Genomic DNA, 15,616 nt, shown 5'->3' with positions numbered 1-15,616 from the left:
GGCCTCAGGCGCGCCGCGTCTGCCCGGCGGGCACCCGCGCCTCGCCCTGCGCGGACCGCCGTCGCCGCCGGGCCAGCATATTGAGGCCCTCCACGCCCGCCGAGAACGCCATGGCGGTGTAGATGTAGCCCTTCGGCACATGCGCCCCGAACCCTTCGGCGATCAGCGTCATGCCGATCATGATCAGGAAGCCGAGGGCCAGCATCACCACGGTGGGGTTGCGGGCGATGAAGGCCGAGAGCGGCTCGGCGGCGACCAGCATCACCACCACGGCGATCACCACGGCGATCATCATCACCGGCACGTGCTCGGTCATGCCCACCGCGGTGATGATCGAGTCGATCGAGAAGACGAGATCGAGGAGCAGGATCTGGCCGATCGCCGCGCCGAAGCCGAGGCTGCCGCCGGCCGCTCCCGCCGCCTCGGGCTCCGGATCCACCGTGTGGTGGATCTCCTTGGTGGCCTTCCAGAGCAGGAACAGGCCGCCGCCGATCAGGATCAGGTCGCGCCACGAGAAGGCTTGGCCGAACACCGAGAAGACCGGCTCGGTCAGATGGACGATGAACGCCACGGTGCCGAGCAGCCCCAGCCGCAGGACCAGGGCGAGCCCGATCCCGATGCGCCGGGCCCGGGTCTGCTGATCGGCCGGCAGCTTGTTGGTCAGGATCGAGATGAAGATCAGGTTGTCGACCCCGAGCACCACCTCCATCACCACCAGGGTGGCGAGGGCGGCCCAGACGGCGGGCTGGCTGGCGAGCTGGATCAGGTCGGTCACTGGCGGGGGGCCTCGCTGGTCGGGAACAGGCTTTTGCCCAGGGTGGTGAGATCGAAGGGGGTGGGCCCACGCACCGGTTCGGGGGCGAAGACCCGCAGGATCTTCGGGACGACCTTGAAATGGGCGGGCGTGTGCGTGGTCAGCTCGCCGTCGGTGTTCACCGGCCGGGGCTTGCGGGTCGAGAGCCGGATCTCCTGCGCGTGGAAGGCCCGCACGTCGGCCGCGCGCCCATGCGTGCCCCGGCGCAGGGCCGGCAGCAGCGCGAGCAGCCGCCACCAGTGGTTGATCTCCAGGCTGTAGAAATCCAGCTTGCCGTCGTCGACCGCGGCACTCTCCGCCACGGTCATGCCGCCGCCGTAGTGCCGGCCGTTGCCCACCGAGACCTGGATGGTGGTGACCTTCTCGACCACCCCGTCATGCTCGATCGTCACCGTGAAGGGCCGGACCCGGCGCAGCACGCGGATGGCCGCGACCGCGTAGCCCAGCACGCCCCAGGTCTTCTTCGATTCCGCCGTGAGCTCGCCGGCGAGCTCGGCCGAGAAGCCGACGCTGGCCACGTTGAAATAATAGTGGCCGTTGACCCAGCCGAGATCCACCGGGCGTGCCTCGGCGGTCGGGATGAAGCGGGCCGCCGCGAGCGGGTCGAGCGGCAGGTTCAGGGACCGGGCGAGGTCGTTCGCCGTGCCGAGCGGCAGGATCGCGAGCGGCAGGCCGCTCTCCACCAGGGCCGGCGCGGCGTAGTTCATGGTGCCGTCGCCGCCGCCCAGGATCACCATGTCGACCGCGCCGGCCCGGTCACGGATCACGTCGCAGCAATCGGCCTCCGGCGGCGGCTCCTCCGGCTCGATGCCGCCCGCGCGTAGGATCCCCCGGACCTCGTCCAGATCGAGGGCGCCGTTGCGGGCCTTGGCGTTGCAGAGCAGCAGGGCCCGGCGCGGGTTGATGCTCATCGGGCGTTCCCGGGATGCGGGCCTGGGGGCGAAGCGGTCTCGGGACGGGCCAAGGGATCCTCGATGCGCGGCGGAGGCGGGCGGTATGGGAGCCTGGGACTGGCCGAAGGCCAAGACTGTCCCCGACTTGGTACCCAAACGCACGAACGCAACCCCATCATCCCCGCAATCCAGGGCTGGTCGCCGCCGTCCCATACGTCAGGATGGGGGCGCGCCCGAAACGATCGTGGAACCCCTTCGACGGGCGGGCGCATTCTCCCCATTGATCGCTCCGGCCGCCAGGAAGGCACCGATGTCCGCCACCCGTCCCGCTCGACCCCAAACCCTCGTGCTCGGCCTGCTCCTGCCTCTGGCCTTCACGGGCGCCGCGTCGGCTCAGCAGCAGGGGGCGGATGCCCGGTCGGCCTGGGTGGATCCGCCGCCGCGGGCCGCCACGCCGGCCGCGGGGGCCGTGAAGGAATCCCCCAGGGTGGCGGATCAGGCCAGGACCGTGCCGGCGGACAAGCCCGCGGAGCAGCAGGCCACCCAGCAGGCGAAGAGACGGCCTGCCGGCACGCGCGACGCGGAACCCGTCCGCCAGGCCGCCAGGCCGGAGCCCGCCGAGGACGCTTTGCCGAAGGCCGCCGGAACGCGGGCGCCGAGCTCGAAGCGGGCCGCCGCCCTGGAGCGGCCGCCGGCCCGCGAGGCGCTGCGCCGCCCCGCGCATCACCCGCACCGCCTCGCCGCGACGCCGGCGGCCTTCGCCCCGGTCTCCGCACCCGCCTCGGCCGAGCGCGCGGCCGCGGCCCGGGCCCTAACCGCCAGCTACCTCGACACCGTCTCGGCCTCCGGCGACACCATGGTGGGGGCCGCGACCCGGTATTACGCGACGCGCGTGCGCTTCTACGGACGGCCGATCACGACGGCCGGCCTCGTCGCCGAGAAGCGCAGCTTCGTCCAGCGCTGGCCCGAACGGCGCTACGAGCCGCGGGCGATGCACGCCGCCTGCGATGCCGAAACCTGCACGATCCGCGCGCTCGTCGATTTCCGCACGGCCAATCCCGGCCGCGGTGCGGTCTCCAGCGGCGAGGCCGAGCTGGTCCTGGAGGTGGGTTTCGCGGGCACGCGGCCTTACATCCTGGGCGAGACCGGGCGCGTCCTGCGTCGGAGCATCCAGGCCGGCACCCTGGCTCCCTCGCCCGGCAAGGCGTAAGAGCCTCGCGTGGCGGCCTGCGGCGCCGTCGCGTGCGGCGCGTGGTGATGCCGGGATCGGGTGTATGACGTCTTCAACGGTGGTGGCGAAGCAGGAAGCGGGGCCGGCGCGTCCGGCGCTCGACGATCCCGGTCGCACTGCCCTCCGCGCGGCGATCCGGGCCGAGATCGCCCGCGCGCGCCCGCGCCCGGTGGCCGTGCGGACCCTTGAACTCCTGGCGGAAGCCGCGACCGTGACCGACGCGGCCGGAAACGGCCTGCGCGTGCTCGACCGGCACGGCGCCGTGCGCCTGCGCGGCGACACGTCCGAGCCGATGACGCTGGCCGATCTCGTCGCGGAGCTGCAGGAGCGGCATCCGGCCCTGTTCCTGCCGCCCGAGCCCGAGCCTGAGGCGGCCCCGGTCGAGGAATCCCGGGATTCGCCGCTGCTCAGCGGCGCCTACGAGATGAAGGCGGCGACGGCGCGCTTCGTCGAGACCCAGTCGGAGCGCGCCCGCTCGCTGGCCGAGCGCTCCTCCGTGCAGGGCCGGGCGCTGGCCCAGAACGCCGCCGGCCGGTTCGCGACCCTGCGGACAAGCCTGCGCGGCCGGTTGGCCCGTCCCGCCGGCGAGCCCGAGGGGCATGCCGCGGCCGCGGCCCCCGGATCGGACCCGGTGGCGGCCTGGAATGCCGGAGCCGGCCGCTTCGGCGAGACGGTGCGCGACGGCGTCGAGCGGCTGCGCGACCGCCTGCGTTTCGGCCGGGACGATCTGGACGAAGGCGCCCGCCGGCAGCGCCGCTGGCTCGCGGGCGCGAGCGCGGCCGCCCTGGTGGCGGTCGTCGCGGCCGGGCTCGTCCTGGAGAGCCGCCCGCCCGAGACGGCGCGGCCCGCCGCGCCCGAGCCGGCCGCGTCCTCGTCCGCCGCCCCGGCCGGCACGCCGAGCGGCGCATCCCGGGGCGCGCCCGCGGCCGCCCCTGTTCCCGACACGGTGACCCCACCCCCCGAGACCGGCGGCGATCCCGAGCCCGACACGCCGCCGCCATCGCCCAACGCTGTGACCGGGCCGGTCCAGGTGATCGATACCGCCACCCTCAAGGTCGGCGGCAAGGTCGTCCATCTGTTCGGCGTCGAGTGGGTGCGGGGCGGTCAGGCGGACGAGCTGGCCCGCTACATTGGCGGCCGGACGGTGACCTGCCAGCCCGCGCCGGGCAGCGAGACCATGAACTGCCTCGTGGACGGGCGCGACCTCTCCGAGGTGGTGCTGTTCAACGGCGGCGGCCGCGCCTCCCCGGAGGCGAGCCCGGAGCTGGTCGCGGCCGAGGACCATGCCCGGAGCGAGCGGCTCGGCGTTTGGAAGCGCTAGCCGGATGCCGGTCGAACCGTTCGGCACAACGGCGGACGGCCGATCGGTCAGCCGCCACAGCCTGAGCCGCGGCAGCCTGCGCGTCGACATCATCGAATTCGGCGCCGTCATCACGCGGATCGAGGTGCCGGACCGCGCCGGACATTCGGCCAACGTCGTCCTCGGCCTCGACACCCTGAGGGGATACGAGACCGTGAGCCCGAGCTTCGGCGCGGTGATCGGGCGCTACGCCAACCGCATCGCGGGCGGGCGCTTCAGCCTCGACGGGCACACCTATCGGCTACCGGTGAACGAGGGCCCCAACACGCTGCACGGCGGCCCGCGGAACTTCGGCAAGCGCCTGTGGCGGGTCGAGGGCGCCGACGCGACCAGCCTCACCCTGGCCCGCCGCTCTCCGGACGGCGAAGAGGGGTTTCCAGGCAACCTCGACGTCCGGGTGCGCTACAGCCTGCCCGCGGACGGCGTGCTGCGCATGGATTACGCGGCCACGACCGACCGTCCCACGGTCCTGAACCTCACCAACCACAGCTACTTCAACCTCGCGGGTGAGGGAACGGGGAGCGTTCTCGGCCACGTCGTGCAGGTCGACGCCGACGCCTTCGCCCCGACGGACGCGACCCAGATCCCCACCGGCGCGCTCCGGCCGGTCGCCGGCACCCCGTTCGACTTCCGCATGCCGCACCCGCTGGAGGCCCGCATCCGGGCCGGCGACCCGCAGCTCGCCATCGCCAAGGGGTACGACCACACCTTCGTGCTGCGCGGTCCCGCCGGGACGTTGCGGCCGGCGGCCCGATGCACCGATCCGGAGAGCGGGCGCCGCCTCGACGTCTGGACCACGCAACCCGCCCTGCAGCTCTACAGCGGCAACAACCTCGACGGCACGCTGATCGGGCCGTCGGGCCGGATCTACCGCTCCGGCGACGGGGTCTGCTTCGAGACCCAGGGCTTTCCGGACGCCCCGAACCAGCCGGCGTTTCCGTCGGCGGTGCTGCGACCGGGCGAGACCTTCGCGGCGCGCACGGAGTTCCGGTTCTCGGTGGCGTGAGGCGGCGGGCGCCCGCTCAAGCGGCCGCGCGGATCCGATCCTCCGTGTCCGCCTCACGCGCTGCCGGCAGCGCGGCGGCGGGCGCGGCGGGATCCGGGCGCCAGGTCTCTCCGAGCGCCAGGAGCGCCGCCGTCACGTCGTCGAGCCGCGACGGCTCGCCCTCGGCCATACCCTCGGCGGCGGCGACCTCCTTCAGGTACTCGTCCCAGGCCCAGCGCCGCAGGATCTCCTGCTTGCACGGGCGCAGCAGCCGGGGATGGTCGCGCACGGCGGCCGGCGTGTCGAACACCGCCGCCGGGTTGACCAGGGCCCGCTCCAGATCGGGCAGGCTGGCCGAGTTCGGCGCATTGGCGCGCCGGTCCCGCGTCGTCGCGCAGCCCTGAGGGCGCGCCGGTGCCGGGCGCCGGTTCGCGCGCCAGACCCGCAGGGTCTTCGCCCGCGCCGTCTCCGCCGGCTCGGGCCCGGCGCTGTAGGCGAGGCCCTGGCGCTCGGCATAGGCCAAAGCCTGCGCCCGCGTCGGGAAGGCCAGCACCACCTCCGTGGCGAGCGTGTCGGTCCCGCCGGTCCAGCCCATCAGCGGCTCGATCTCCGGGGGCGTCTGCCGCTCGAAGGTGAGTTCCCAGGTGTCGGCCCGGGCGCGGCCCGAGGTCTCGACGGAGGGCCCGCGGCGGCGGATCAGCGCCCGCCGGCCGGCGAGCCACGGCGCGTCCAATGCGGCGGGCGGGTTGTTGTGTCCGAGTCCGATGGTCTGATCCTGCATGGTTGCCTCCCTGTCTCGGCGCGCTCAGCCGCCGAAGAGGCCGAGGCGCGCCGCCGATTGCACGCCGAAGCTGGCCGCGAACGCGAGCAGCGCGGCGTCCCAGGCGGTCAGGTGCGGGGCGTCGGCCGGCGGCCCCGCCTGCGTGATCGCCAGACCGAGCCAGATGAAGCCCGACAGGCTCAGCAGGCCGGCCAGAACCCAGGGCAGGGCCGGCGCCGGGCAGGGCGCGGCCAGGGCGAGGCACAGCGCGGCCGACGCGATCCAGCTGCCCAGCACGGCTCCGTCGGTGGTCCGCGCCGGCCATCCGCGCCGGCTGCGCCGGAGCCGGGACCGGAGCCCGCGGCCGCCTTTCAGGTCGAAGGTCGTCATGGCAGCCCCCGGTTCAGTTCAGCGCGCGCGCCCGTCCCCCCGGGCCGCGCTGCCAGCGGCGCGAGAGGCCCTCCGAGCGCAGCGATTGGGGCGCCGCCGGGGGTGCGGCCGGTGCCGCGCCGTCGTCGAGCGCCTGGAGCGCGGCCAGGATCGTGTCGAGCGGCACGGGCTCGGCCCGGCAGCCCGGCAGGCAGCGCAGGCCCGGGCACGACTCGACGGCCCGCGCGTCCGAGGCCCAGGAGGCCAGGATCGCCCGTTTCTCGGCCCGCGACAGGCCCGGATAGCCCAGCACCTCGCGCGGATGCCGGAAGACGTCCCCCGGCGCCACGAAGGCCTCGAACGGCTCGATCGCCGGCGGCCTGAGGCTGGCCGCCGCCACCGGACCGAGGCGCTCGATGTCGGGCTGGAGCAACGATGTTTCGATCGGCTGCATGCAATCCTCCACGTGAGCAAAGGCGTGAGCAAAGGCTGGGCGGCCGGCACGCCCGCTCGGGTCGCGCCGGCCGCCGCGTCATGCGTCCCGCCCGCGGCCGCCGGGGCGGCCGCGTTCGGTCCCGGCTCAGTGCTTGGCGGCCGGGGTCGCGCTGCCGTTGATCGCGATCCGGCGTCGGCGCTCCGGCGCCTCGGCGGCGCGCGGCAGCGTCACGGTGAGGACGCCGTTGCGGAACGTCGCCTCGGCCTTGTCCTCCGCCACTGGGATGGGGAGGGCGATCGCGCGCTCGAAGCGGCCGTAGCTGCGCTCCGTGTAGCCGCGCGCCGCGTCGGTGGTCTCTGCGCGCTTCTCACCCTTGAGGGTGAGGACGCCGTCGGCGATCAGGAGCTCGACGTCCGCCTCGTCGAGCCCGGGAAGCTCGGCGGAGACCCGAAGCGCGCCGTTCTCCTCCACCAGCTCGACCTTCGGCCAGCCGAGCGTGCGGTCCGCCAATCCCGGTAGGCTGCCGAACCCGCTGAACACATCGTCGAACAGCCGGTTCATCTCGCGGTGCAGCGTCAGGAAGGGGCTGGCCGCCTCGTTCGACAGGGAGGCCGGCGCGGGGGCCGGGGTGGTGCGGTTCCAGGGGATCAGATCTCTCACGCTCATGGTCCTATCTCCATCGAAAGCGATGCCGTCGTGGGAACAGGCCCGCGGGTCCGCGGACCCGTGAGGGATGTCGATCGGTGGGTGCGGCGGCGCCCGGGCGGGCCCGGGACGCCGGCCGTGCGGCTCCCGCCGCGGATCAGGCCGCCTTGGCCTCGCGGGCGATCTGCGCCGGGGCATTGTCCTGGCCGGACACGCCCGTCGTGCCACCGATGGCGATGCGGCGGGGCTTCAGGGCCTCCGGCACCTCGCGCTTCAGCGCGACGGTGAGCAGGCCGTTCTCCAGGGAAGCCCCCACGACCTTCACGTGCTCGGCCAGGTTGAAGGTCTGGCGGAAGCTGCGCGCCGCGATCCCGCGGTGGAGGTAGTGCGTCTCGGCCTCCGGGGCGGCCTTCTGGCCCGAGACCAGGAGCGTGGTGTCCTGCTGGGTGAGCTCAATCTCGTCGGCCGTGAAGCCCGCGACCGCCATGGTGATGCGGTACTGGTCCTCGGCGACCTTCTCGATGTTGTAGGGCGGCCAAGCGGTCGATGCCTCGACCCGCTCGGCCTGGTTGAGCAGCTCGAACAGACGGTCGAACCCGACAGACGACCGGAACAGGGGCGAAACGTCGTAAGTCCTCATAACCACATCCTCCAACGAGCAACGTGACTACAAGCGACGCCGGACATCGAGCCCGGCGCCCTCGCTGCGAGCCCGTTTCCAGGCCTCGCACGCGCGTAACGTGCGGATAGCGGTCGGGTTCCGAGCCGAAGCAGATTTTTTTAGCCGCCCTGCCGAGAGGGGGCGACGGGGCACTCCAACCCGAACACCGCATCCCGAGGTGCCGGGGAGCGGCCTCGAAGGAGGGCTCCAGGGATCGCGCGGTCGACTGGAGGGCTCCTTCGAGGCCTCCGCTACGCTCCGGCACCTCAGGATGAGGCTCGGTCTGGAACCGCCGGGAAAGCTGAGCCAGCGGCTTCAGCGCCCGCAACGATCAGCCGACGGCCTCCTCCACCAGGATCTCGCGCTTGCCGGCATGGTTGGCCGGGCCGACGATGCCCTCGATCTCCATCCGCTCCATGATCGAGGCGGCGCGGTTGTAGCCGATCTGCAGCCGGCGCTGGATGTAGCTGGTCGAGGCCTTCTGGTCGCGCAGCACCACCTGCACGGCCTGATCGTAGAGGTCGCCGCCGGCCTCGCCGAAGGAGCCCTGGTCGAATACCGCGCCGTCGAGTTCGAGTTCGGCCGCGCCGGCCTTCCCCTTGCCGCCCTTCTCAGGCGCGCCCTCGTCCTCATCCGCCGTGACGGCGTCGAGGTAGCTGGGCCGGCCCTGGCGCTTGAGGTGGGCGACCACGCTCTCGACCTCGCTGTCCGAGCAGAACGGCCCATGCACGCGCGTCGTGCGCCCGCCGCCGGCCATGAACAGCATGTCGCCCTGGCCCAGAAGCTGCTCGGCGCCCATCTCGCCCAGGATCGTGCGGCTATCGATCTTGCTGGTCACCTGGAAGCTGATCCGGGTCGGGAAGTTCGCCTTGATCGTGCCGGTGATCACGTCCACCGACGGGCGCTGGGTGGCCATGATCAGGTGGATGCCGGCCGCGCGCGCCATCTGCGCCAGCCGCTGGATCGCGCCCTCGATGTCCTTGCCGGCCACCATCATCAGGTCGGCCATCTCGTCCACCACGATCACGATGTACGGCAGAGGCGCCAGGTCCATCGCCTCGTCCTCGTAGACCGCCTCGCCGGTGTGGCGGTCGAAGCCGGTCTGCACGGTCCGGGTCAGGACCTCGCCGCGCGCCGCCGCCTCGGCGACCCGGGCGTTGTAGCCGTCGATGTTGCGGACCGCGATCTTGGACATCTTCTTGTAGCGCTCCTCCATCTCGCGCACGGCCCATTTGAGGGCGATCACCGCCTTCTTCGGGTCGGTCACGACGGGGGAGAGCAGGTGCGGGATGCCGTCATAGACCGACAGCTCCAGCATCTTGGGATCGACCATGATCAGGCGGCACTCTTCCGGCTTGAGCCGGTAGAGCAGGCTGAGGATCATCGTGTTGATCGCCACCGACTTGCCCGAGCCGGTGGTGCCGGCGACCAAGAGGTGCGGCATGCGCGCGAGGTCGGCGATGATCGGCTCGCCGCCGATGTTTTTCCCTAAGCACAGAGCCAGCTTGTGCTTGCTCTCGGCGAAGTCCGTGGAGGCGAGGAGCTCGCGCAGGTACACCGTCTCGCGCTTGGCGTTCGGCAATTCGATGCCGATGGCGTTGCGGCCGGGGACGACCGCGACGCGGGCCGAGACCGCCGACATGGAGCGGGCGATATCGTCCGCCAGCGCGATCACGCGGCTGGATTTGGTGCCGGGGGCGGGCTCGAGCTCGTAGAGGGTGACGACCGGACCGGGCCGCACCGCCAGGATGTCGCCGCGCACGCCGAAATCGCCGAGCGTCGCCTCGAGCAGCGTCGCGTTCTGCTCCAGGGCGTCCGCCGAGATCTGGCTCGCCGGCGACGGGCCGCGCGGCGCGGCCAGCAGATCGAGGGCCGGTAGGGCGTAATCCTCGGGACGGGTCGGCGGCGCCGGCGCGCGGCGGGCCGGCACGGGCGCGGCGGGCGGCGGGGCGACGCGGGACGCGGCCGGCTCGGGCCGCGACGGGGCCGGGCGCTGCGGGGCCTCGAACGCCTCCGCCTCGTCCTCGTCGTCGTGCAGCGGCACGGCCCGGCGAGCGGTCGCCGCCGGGACCGGCGACCCGTCCTGCGCGTCGAACACGGGCTCGCGCCGGGCCGCGCCCGGCCGGGCGCCCTCCGGCAGGTGGTCGGCCCAGGGCAGGTCCGCATCCGTGAAGGCCCGCCGGGCCGCGAGGGCCGGCGAGGCGCCGTCGAAAGGTTCGGCCCGGTCCGCGCGCCAGGTCGCGATCCGCTCGGAGGCGGCGTGGCGGAGGCCCATCAGCCCCTGCGCCAGGGCGCCGATCCCGACGAGGCCGAGGCTCGGCTCGTCGGCATCCTCGCGCTCGTCGCGGCCCGAGTCGCGGCCCCGCATCGGCGCGCGCCGGACGGGATAGGGCTCGTCGTGGAGCGAGTCATCCTCCACGGCTCCGAAACGGCAGGCTCCGGTCAGGCTGAGGATCGCCACCGCGGCGTAGCCGAAGCCGACGAGATGCGCGGCCGCCGACGAGACCGCCCCGACGATCACCCGGGCCATCGACAGCAGGCCGTCGCCGGCCACGCCGCCGAGGCCGGTGGGCAGCGGCCAGCGCGTCGTCGGCGGCAGCGCGCTCGCCACCGCGCTCGCCGCGCAGAAGCCGATGATCCAGAGCGCGATGCGCAGGCCGCCGTCAGGGAGGTTGCGCTCGCGCATCAGCCGCACGCCCCAGAGGACCGGCGGCAGGACGAAGGCGAGGGCGCCGAGACCGAGGATCTGCATGGCGAGATCCGCCACGACGGCGCCCGGCTGGCCGAGGACGTTGTGGGCGGCATGGTCGGTGGCGTGGTTCAGGCTCGGATCGTCGATCGACCATGTGGCCAGAGCCACGGTCAGGGCGACCGCGCCGGTGAACAGCACGAGGCCGCCGAGTTCCGTCAGGCGCTTGCCCAGGAACGGGCGAACGCTATCGACGAAAGTGTCGTAGGGCGATGCGGGACGGCGAAGCGAGCGCATGCGGGACCGGACGCAAAACGGGGACGTACTCCAGAGGCTAGGCACGGGGGCCTTAACGAGCCGCTAAGGTTGAGGAAGGCTGACCGGCCCTCGTACGGGCGTCCCCAATCCGATGTCGGCTCCGGTGCCGGCCCCGGCGCCGGATCATCCGGGAGGGTGCAAAACCCGTCCCGCTGTGGCACAGAACCGGCCATGAACATCGACGGCCAGCCCTACCGCACGATCTTCCCGGACCCGGACGGCGTCAGCGTCCAGGTCATCGACCAGACGCGCCTGCCCTTCGCGTTCGAGCTGAAGCGGCTGGCCACGCTGGACGACGCCGCGGTCGCGATCCGCACCATGATCGTGCGCGGCGCGCCGCTGATCGGCGTCACCGCCGCCTACGGGCTGGCGCTCGCCATGCGGGCGGATGCCTCCCTCGACGGGATCGACCGGGCGGTGGCGACGCTGGCCGCCACCCGTCCGACCGCGATCAACCTGCGCTGGGCGCTCGACCGGCTCTCGGCCAACCTGCGGCAGGTCCAGCCGGGCGAGCGCTTCGCCCGCGCGTTCGCGGAGGCCGGCCGCATCGCTGAGGAGGACGTAGCGAGTTGCCGATCGATCGGCGCCCATGGCAGCCGGATCATCGCCGACCTGCACAGGGCCAAGGGCGGGGCCAAGGGCGGCGACAAGCCGATCACGGTGCTGACCCATTGCAATGCCGGCTGGCTCGCCACGGTGGATTGGGGAACGGCGCTCGCGCCGATCTACGCCGCCCACGAGCAGGGCGTGCCGGTCCACGTGCTGGTCGACGAGACCCGGCCGCGCAGCCAGGGCGCGGCACTGACCGCTTTCGAGCTCAACGGCCACGGCGTGCCCCACACGGTGATCGCCGACAATGCTGGCGGCCACCTGATGCAGCACGGTCAGGTCGATCTCTGCATCGTCGGCTCGGACCGGACCACGGCCTCGGGCGACGTCTGCAACAAGATCGGCACCTACCTGAAGGCGCTCGCCGCCCACGATACCGGCGTGCCGTTCTACGCGGCGCTGCCGTTCTCGACCATCGATTGGACGCTCGACGACGGCGTCAGGGAGATCCCGATCGAGGAGCGCGACGGGCGCGAGGTCACCCACATGACCGGGCGGCTCGCCGATGGCGGTTTCGCCACGATCGAGGTGGTCTCGCCCGGCAGCCCGGTGGCCAACCCGGCCTTCGACGTGACGCCGGCCCGGCTGATGACCGGGATCATCACCGAGCGCGGCGTCTGCGACGCGAGCCGCGAGGGCCTGTACGGGCTCTATCCGGAGCGCCGCAACGCGGCGTGAGAGCCCGGTTCGGAGCTGTTCCGGTCGCGTGATCCCGAGCGACACCGGGGCGGTACCGAGTCCTGTGCCGGCCTCCGACCCGCGCCCGCATCCTTGAAAGTCATCCGGAGTCCGATCTTGTCGGATCAGGTCTGCGGCGACGGGTGGGACGCCGGCCCATCCTGGGGCTTTGAAGCCCGCACCTCAGCTCGGACGCCTGTCCATCCATTCCACGACCCCGGACAGTTGCTCGGGCCGCAAGAGCCCGGTTGCGCAGGGTGGGGCGGACCGGCGCTCGCCGCGCGCCGGCACCTCAGGATGAGGACAGAGGGTGGGTCGGCGTAGATCCCGGATGGGATCGGCCGACCGACGCCTCACACCACCAAGTTCACGATCCGCCCTGGCACCACGATCACCTTTCGGGGCGCCCTCCCCTCCAGGATCGTCTGGACCGCTGCCAGCGCCAGGGTCGCGGCCTCCACGGCCTGGGCGTCGGCGTCGCGCGGCACGGTGACGTCCGCGCGTTTCTTGCCGTTGATCTGCACCGGCAGGGTGATCTCGTCCTCGACGAGGAGCCCCGCCTCGGTCTCGGGCCAGGGCGCCTGGGCGACGAGGCCGCCGCCACCCAGGACGGACCAGCATTCCTCGGCGAGGTGGGGCATCATCGGGGCGATGAGCTGCACCAGGATCCCGGCCGCCTCCTTGGCGGCGGCTGGCGAGACCGGGCCGCGCAGGCCGTCCTCCAGGGCGTTGGCCAGGGTGTAGATGTGGGCGACACAGCGGTTGAAGCGCAGGCGCTCGATATCATCCTGCACGGAAGCCAAAGCCCGGTGGGCGGCCTTGCGCAGCGGCAGATCCGCGGCGCCGTCGCCTTTCGCCTGCCCGGCCGCGTTCACCAGCCGCCAGACCTTCTGGACGAACCGGGCCGCGCCCTGCACGCCCTCCTCGGTCCAGATCACGTCGCGCTCGGGCGGCGAGTCGGACAGCATGAACCAGCGCGCCGTGTCGGCCCCGTAGCTCGCGATGATGTCGTCGGGATCGACCACGTTCTTCTTCGACTTCGACATCTTCTCGATCGGGCCGATCGCGATCGGCGCCTGAGTTTTCACGTGAAACGCGCGGCGCTCGCCCTCCTCGGTGGCGAAGCGGATCTCGGCCGGGGGCACCCAGGCACCGGCCGCGTCCTTGTAGGTCTCGTGGACCACCATGCCCTGCGTGAACAGGCCGGCGAACGGCTCTGCGACGCCGGCCCAGCCGGTCTCGCGCATCGCCCGCATGAAGAAACGGGCGTAGAGCAGGTGCAGGATCGCGTGCTCGATGCCGCCGATATACTGGTCCACCGCCAGCCAGCGATCGACTACCGCCCGGTCGGTGGGCGCGTCCGCCAGCCAGGGCGCGGTGAAGCGGGCGTAGTACCAGGACGAATCGACGAACGTGTCCATCGTGTCGGTCTCGCGCCGGGCCGCCGCGCCGCAATGCGGGCAGGGCACGTTGCGCCACGCGGCGTCCCGCTCAAGCGGGTTGCCGGGCTGGTCGAAGGACACCTCCTCCGGCAGCTTCACAGGCAGGTCGGCCACCGGCACCGGGACTGGGCCGCAGCTGTCGCAGTGGATGATCGGGATCGGGCAGCCCCAGTAGCGCTGCCGGGAGACGCCCCAGTCGCGCAGGCGGAACTGGACCTTGCGCTTGGCGCCCCCCTCCCCTTCCAGCCGCCGGGCCACAGCCTCGAAGGCCTCGTCCGTGCTCATCCCGTCGAGGAAGCGCGAGTTGATCATCCGCCCGTCCTCGACATAGGCGGTGTCGGTAATCACGAAGCTCGCCGGGTCCTGCCCCTCCGGGCAGACCACGGGCGTGTTGCCGAGCCCGTACTTGTTCGAGAAGTCGAGGTCGCGCTGGTCGTGCGCCGGGCAGCCGAACACCGCACCGGTGCCGTATTCCATCAGCACGAAGTTCGCCACGTAGACCGGCAGCTCCCAGGACGGGTCCAGGGGATGGCGGACTGTGAGGCCAGTGTCGAAGCCGTGCTTCTCGGCGGTGTCGATCGCGGCCTGGGCGGTGCCGGTGCGGCGGCACTCCTCGATGAAGGTCTGCAGCTCCGGCCGTCCCTCGGCCAGAGCGGCGGCCAGGGGGTGGTCGGCCGCGATCGCCAGGAACTTGGCGCCGAACAGCGTGTCGGGCCGGGTCGTGTAGACGGTCACCGTGTCGGCGGCACCGGCCACCGGCTGGGCGAGGCTGAACTGAACCTCCAGGCCTTCCGAGCGGCCGATCCAGTTCTTCTGCATCAGCCGGACCTTCTCCGGCCAGCGATCCAGCCCGTCGAGGGCGGTCAGCAGGTCCTCGGCGAAGTCGGTGATCTTGAAGAACCACTGGGTCAGCTCGCGCTGCTCCACCAGGGCGCCGGAGCGCCAGCCGCGCCCGTCGATCACCTGCTCGTTGGCCAGCACCGTGTGGTCGACCGGGTCCCAGTTCACCTTGGCGGTGCGGCGGGTGACAAGGCCCTTGCCCAGGAAGTCGAGGAACATGCGCTGCTGGTGCTTGTAGTAGTCGGGATCGCAGGTCGCGATCTCCCGGCTCCAGTCGAGCGACAGGCCCATGGCCTTCAGCTGGTCGCGCATCGAGGCGATGTTGGCGTAGGTCCAATCCCGCGGGTTGACCTTGCGCTCCATGGCGGCGTTCTCGGCCGGCAACCCGAAGGCGTCCCAGCCCATTGGGTGCAGGACGTTGAAGCCGCGGGCGCGCTTGTAGCGGGCGACCACGTCGCCCATTGCGTAGTTGCGGACATGGCCCATGTGGATGCGCCCCGACGGGTAGGGGAACATCTCCAGCACGTAGTATTTCGGGCGGGGGTCGGAATTGTCGGTCTCGAACAGGCGCTTCTCGGCCCAGGCCTCCTGCCAGCGCGGCTCGGCATCCTTGGCGTTGTAGCGCTCGACGGGCTGGGGGGCGGTGCTGGTGGTCATGGATCCGGCTGGGTCAGGGGCTCGTCGGTCATTCCGAAGGATGACCACGGCACGGTTGCGCCGCGATAGCATATCTGCGCCGCAGCCGGTCAACGCGGCGCGCGATTCGGGCTTGCGCGGGGCGCGCGAACGCATAGGTCGGCATGACAGGACACAGACCACACCGAGAGCCTGCGCCGGGGTGCTCCCGATCTCGTCCCTCATCCTGAGGTGCCCGCGTGAGCGGGCC

13 protein-coding genes are annotated in these 15,616 nt (G+C 72.4%); 4 read left to right on the top strand and 9 right to left on the bottom strand.

Annotated features, from left to right (window positions below):
• Positions 1-4: 4 nt before the first annotated feature.
• Positions 5-775: a TerC family protein gene (locus AC3WSN_RS23295; RefSeq protein WP_192710384.1), complete on the bottom strand. Its 771-nt coding sequence runs from the start codon at positions 773-775 to the stop codon at positions 5-7.
• Positions 772-1,725, bottom strand: coding sequence for a lipid kinase (locus AC3WSN_RS23290; RefSeq protein ID WP_192710385.1), 954 nt, complete (start codon positions 1,723-1,725; stop codon positions 772-774). The genes AC3WSN_RS23295 and AC3WSN_RS23290 overlap by 4 nt, the downstream gene beginning before the upstream one ends.
• A 292-nt stretch (positions 1,726-2,017) precedes the next feature.
• Between AC3WSN_RS23290 and AC3WSN_RS23285 the strand changes: the two genes are divergently transcribed.
• From AC3WSN_RS23285 to AC3WSN_RS23275, 3 genes are all read left to right on the top strand, one after another.
• Complete coding sequence (locus AC3WSN_RS23285; protein WP_492541185.1) at positions 2,018-2,917, top strand: hypothetical protein; 900 nt, start codon at positions 2,018-2,020, stop codon at positions 2,915-2,917.
• Positions 2,918-2,981: 64 nt separating this feature from the next.
• Positions 2,982-4,259 (top strand): thermonuclease family protein, encoded by a 1,278-nt coding sequence (locus AC3WSN_RS23280; RefSeq protein ID WP_492541183.1) that lies wholly within the window; start codon positions 2,982-2,984, stop codon positions 4,257-4,259.
• Between the two features lie 4 nt (positions 4,260-4,263).
• A complete protein-coding gene (locus AC3WSN_RS23275; protein WP_492541181.1) occupies positions 4,264-5,304 on the top strand; it encodes an aldose epimerase family protein in 1,041 nt (346 codons plus the stop codon).
• Positions 5,305-5,320: 16 nt separating this feature from the next.
• Here AC3WSN_RS23275 and AC3WSN_RS23270 read toward each other — a convergent pair whose 3' ends face one another.
• The 6 genes from AC3WSN_RS23270 to AC3WSN_RS23245 all read right to left on the bottom strand — a co-directional run bounded on the left by AC3WSN_RS23270 (position 5,321) and on the right by AC3WSN_RS23245 (position 11,140).
• Positions 5,321-6,064, bottom strand: coding sequence for an NADH dehydrogenase ubiquinone Fe-S protein 4 (locus tag AC3WSN_RS23270; RefSeq protein ID WP_492541179.1), 744 nt, complete (start codon positions 6,062-6,064; stop codon positions 5,321-5,323).
• Between the two features lie 24 nt (positions 6,065-6,088).
• Positions 6,089-6,433 (bottom strand): hypothetical protein, encoded by a 345-nt coding sequence (locus AC3WSN_RS23265; RefSeq protein ID WP_492541178.1) that lies wholly within the window; start codon positions 6,431-6,433, stop codon positions 6,089-6,091.
• A gap of 13 nt (positions 6,434-6,446) precedes the next feature.
• Entirely contained in the window at positions 6,447-6,866 is a 420-nt protein-coding gene (locus tag AC3WSN_RS23260) for a hypothetical protein (RefSeq protein ID WP_492541176.1), read from the bottom strand.
• 126 nt (positions 6,867-6,992) lie between these two features.
• On the bottom strand, positions 6,993-7,514 hold the full coding sequence (locus AC3WSN_RS23255) for an Hsp20/alpha crystallin family protein (protein WP_192710391.1): 522 nt from the start codon (positions 7,512-7,514) through the stop codon (positions 6,993-6,995).
• A gap of 136 nt (positions 7,515-7,650) precedes the next feature.
• Positions 7,651-8,133 carry an Hsp20 family protein gene (locus AC3WSN_RS23250; RefSeq protein ID WP_192710392.1) on the bottom strand — a complete coding sequence of 161 codons (483 nt, stop codon included), beginning with the start codon at positions 8,131-8,133 and terminating at the stop codon, positions 7,651-7,653.
• Between the two features lie 352 nt (positions 8,134-8,485).
• Entirely contained in the window at positions 8,486-11,140 is a 2,655-nt protein-coding gene (locus AC3WSN_RS23245) for a DNA translocase FtsK (RefSeq protein ID WP_492541173.1), read from the bottom strand.
• Positions 11,141-11,332: 192 nt separating this feature from the next.
• Here AC3WSN_RS23245 and mtnA point away from each other — a divergent pair, with 192 nt between their 5' ends.
• The gene (gene mtnA / locus AC3WSN_RS23240) at positions 11,333-12,448 is read left to right on the top strand and encodes an S-methyl-5-thioribose-1-phosphate isomerase (RefSeq protein WP_192710394.1); all 1,116 of its coding nucleotides are present in this window, start codon (positions 11,333-11,335) and stop codon (positions 12,446-12,448) included.
• Positions 12,449-12,801: 353 nt separating this feature from the next.
• On the opposite strand, the gene leuS is transcribed toward mtnA, so the two are convergent.
• Entirely contained in the window at positions 12,802-15,387 is a 2,586-nt protein-coding gene (leuS, locus tag AC3WSN_RS23235) for a leucine--tRNA ligase (RefSeq protein ID WP_492541171.1), read from the bottom strand.
• Positions 15,388-15,616 lie beyond the last annotated feature (229 nt).

It is taken from the genome of Methylobacterium sp. FW102-HT35C08, from assembly GCF_058790235.1.
Note: the sequence above shows the minus strand (reverse complement) of the source record. Positions and strands in the feature narration are given on the sequence as shown.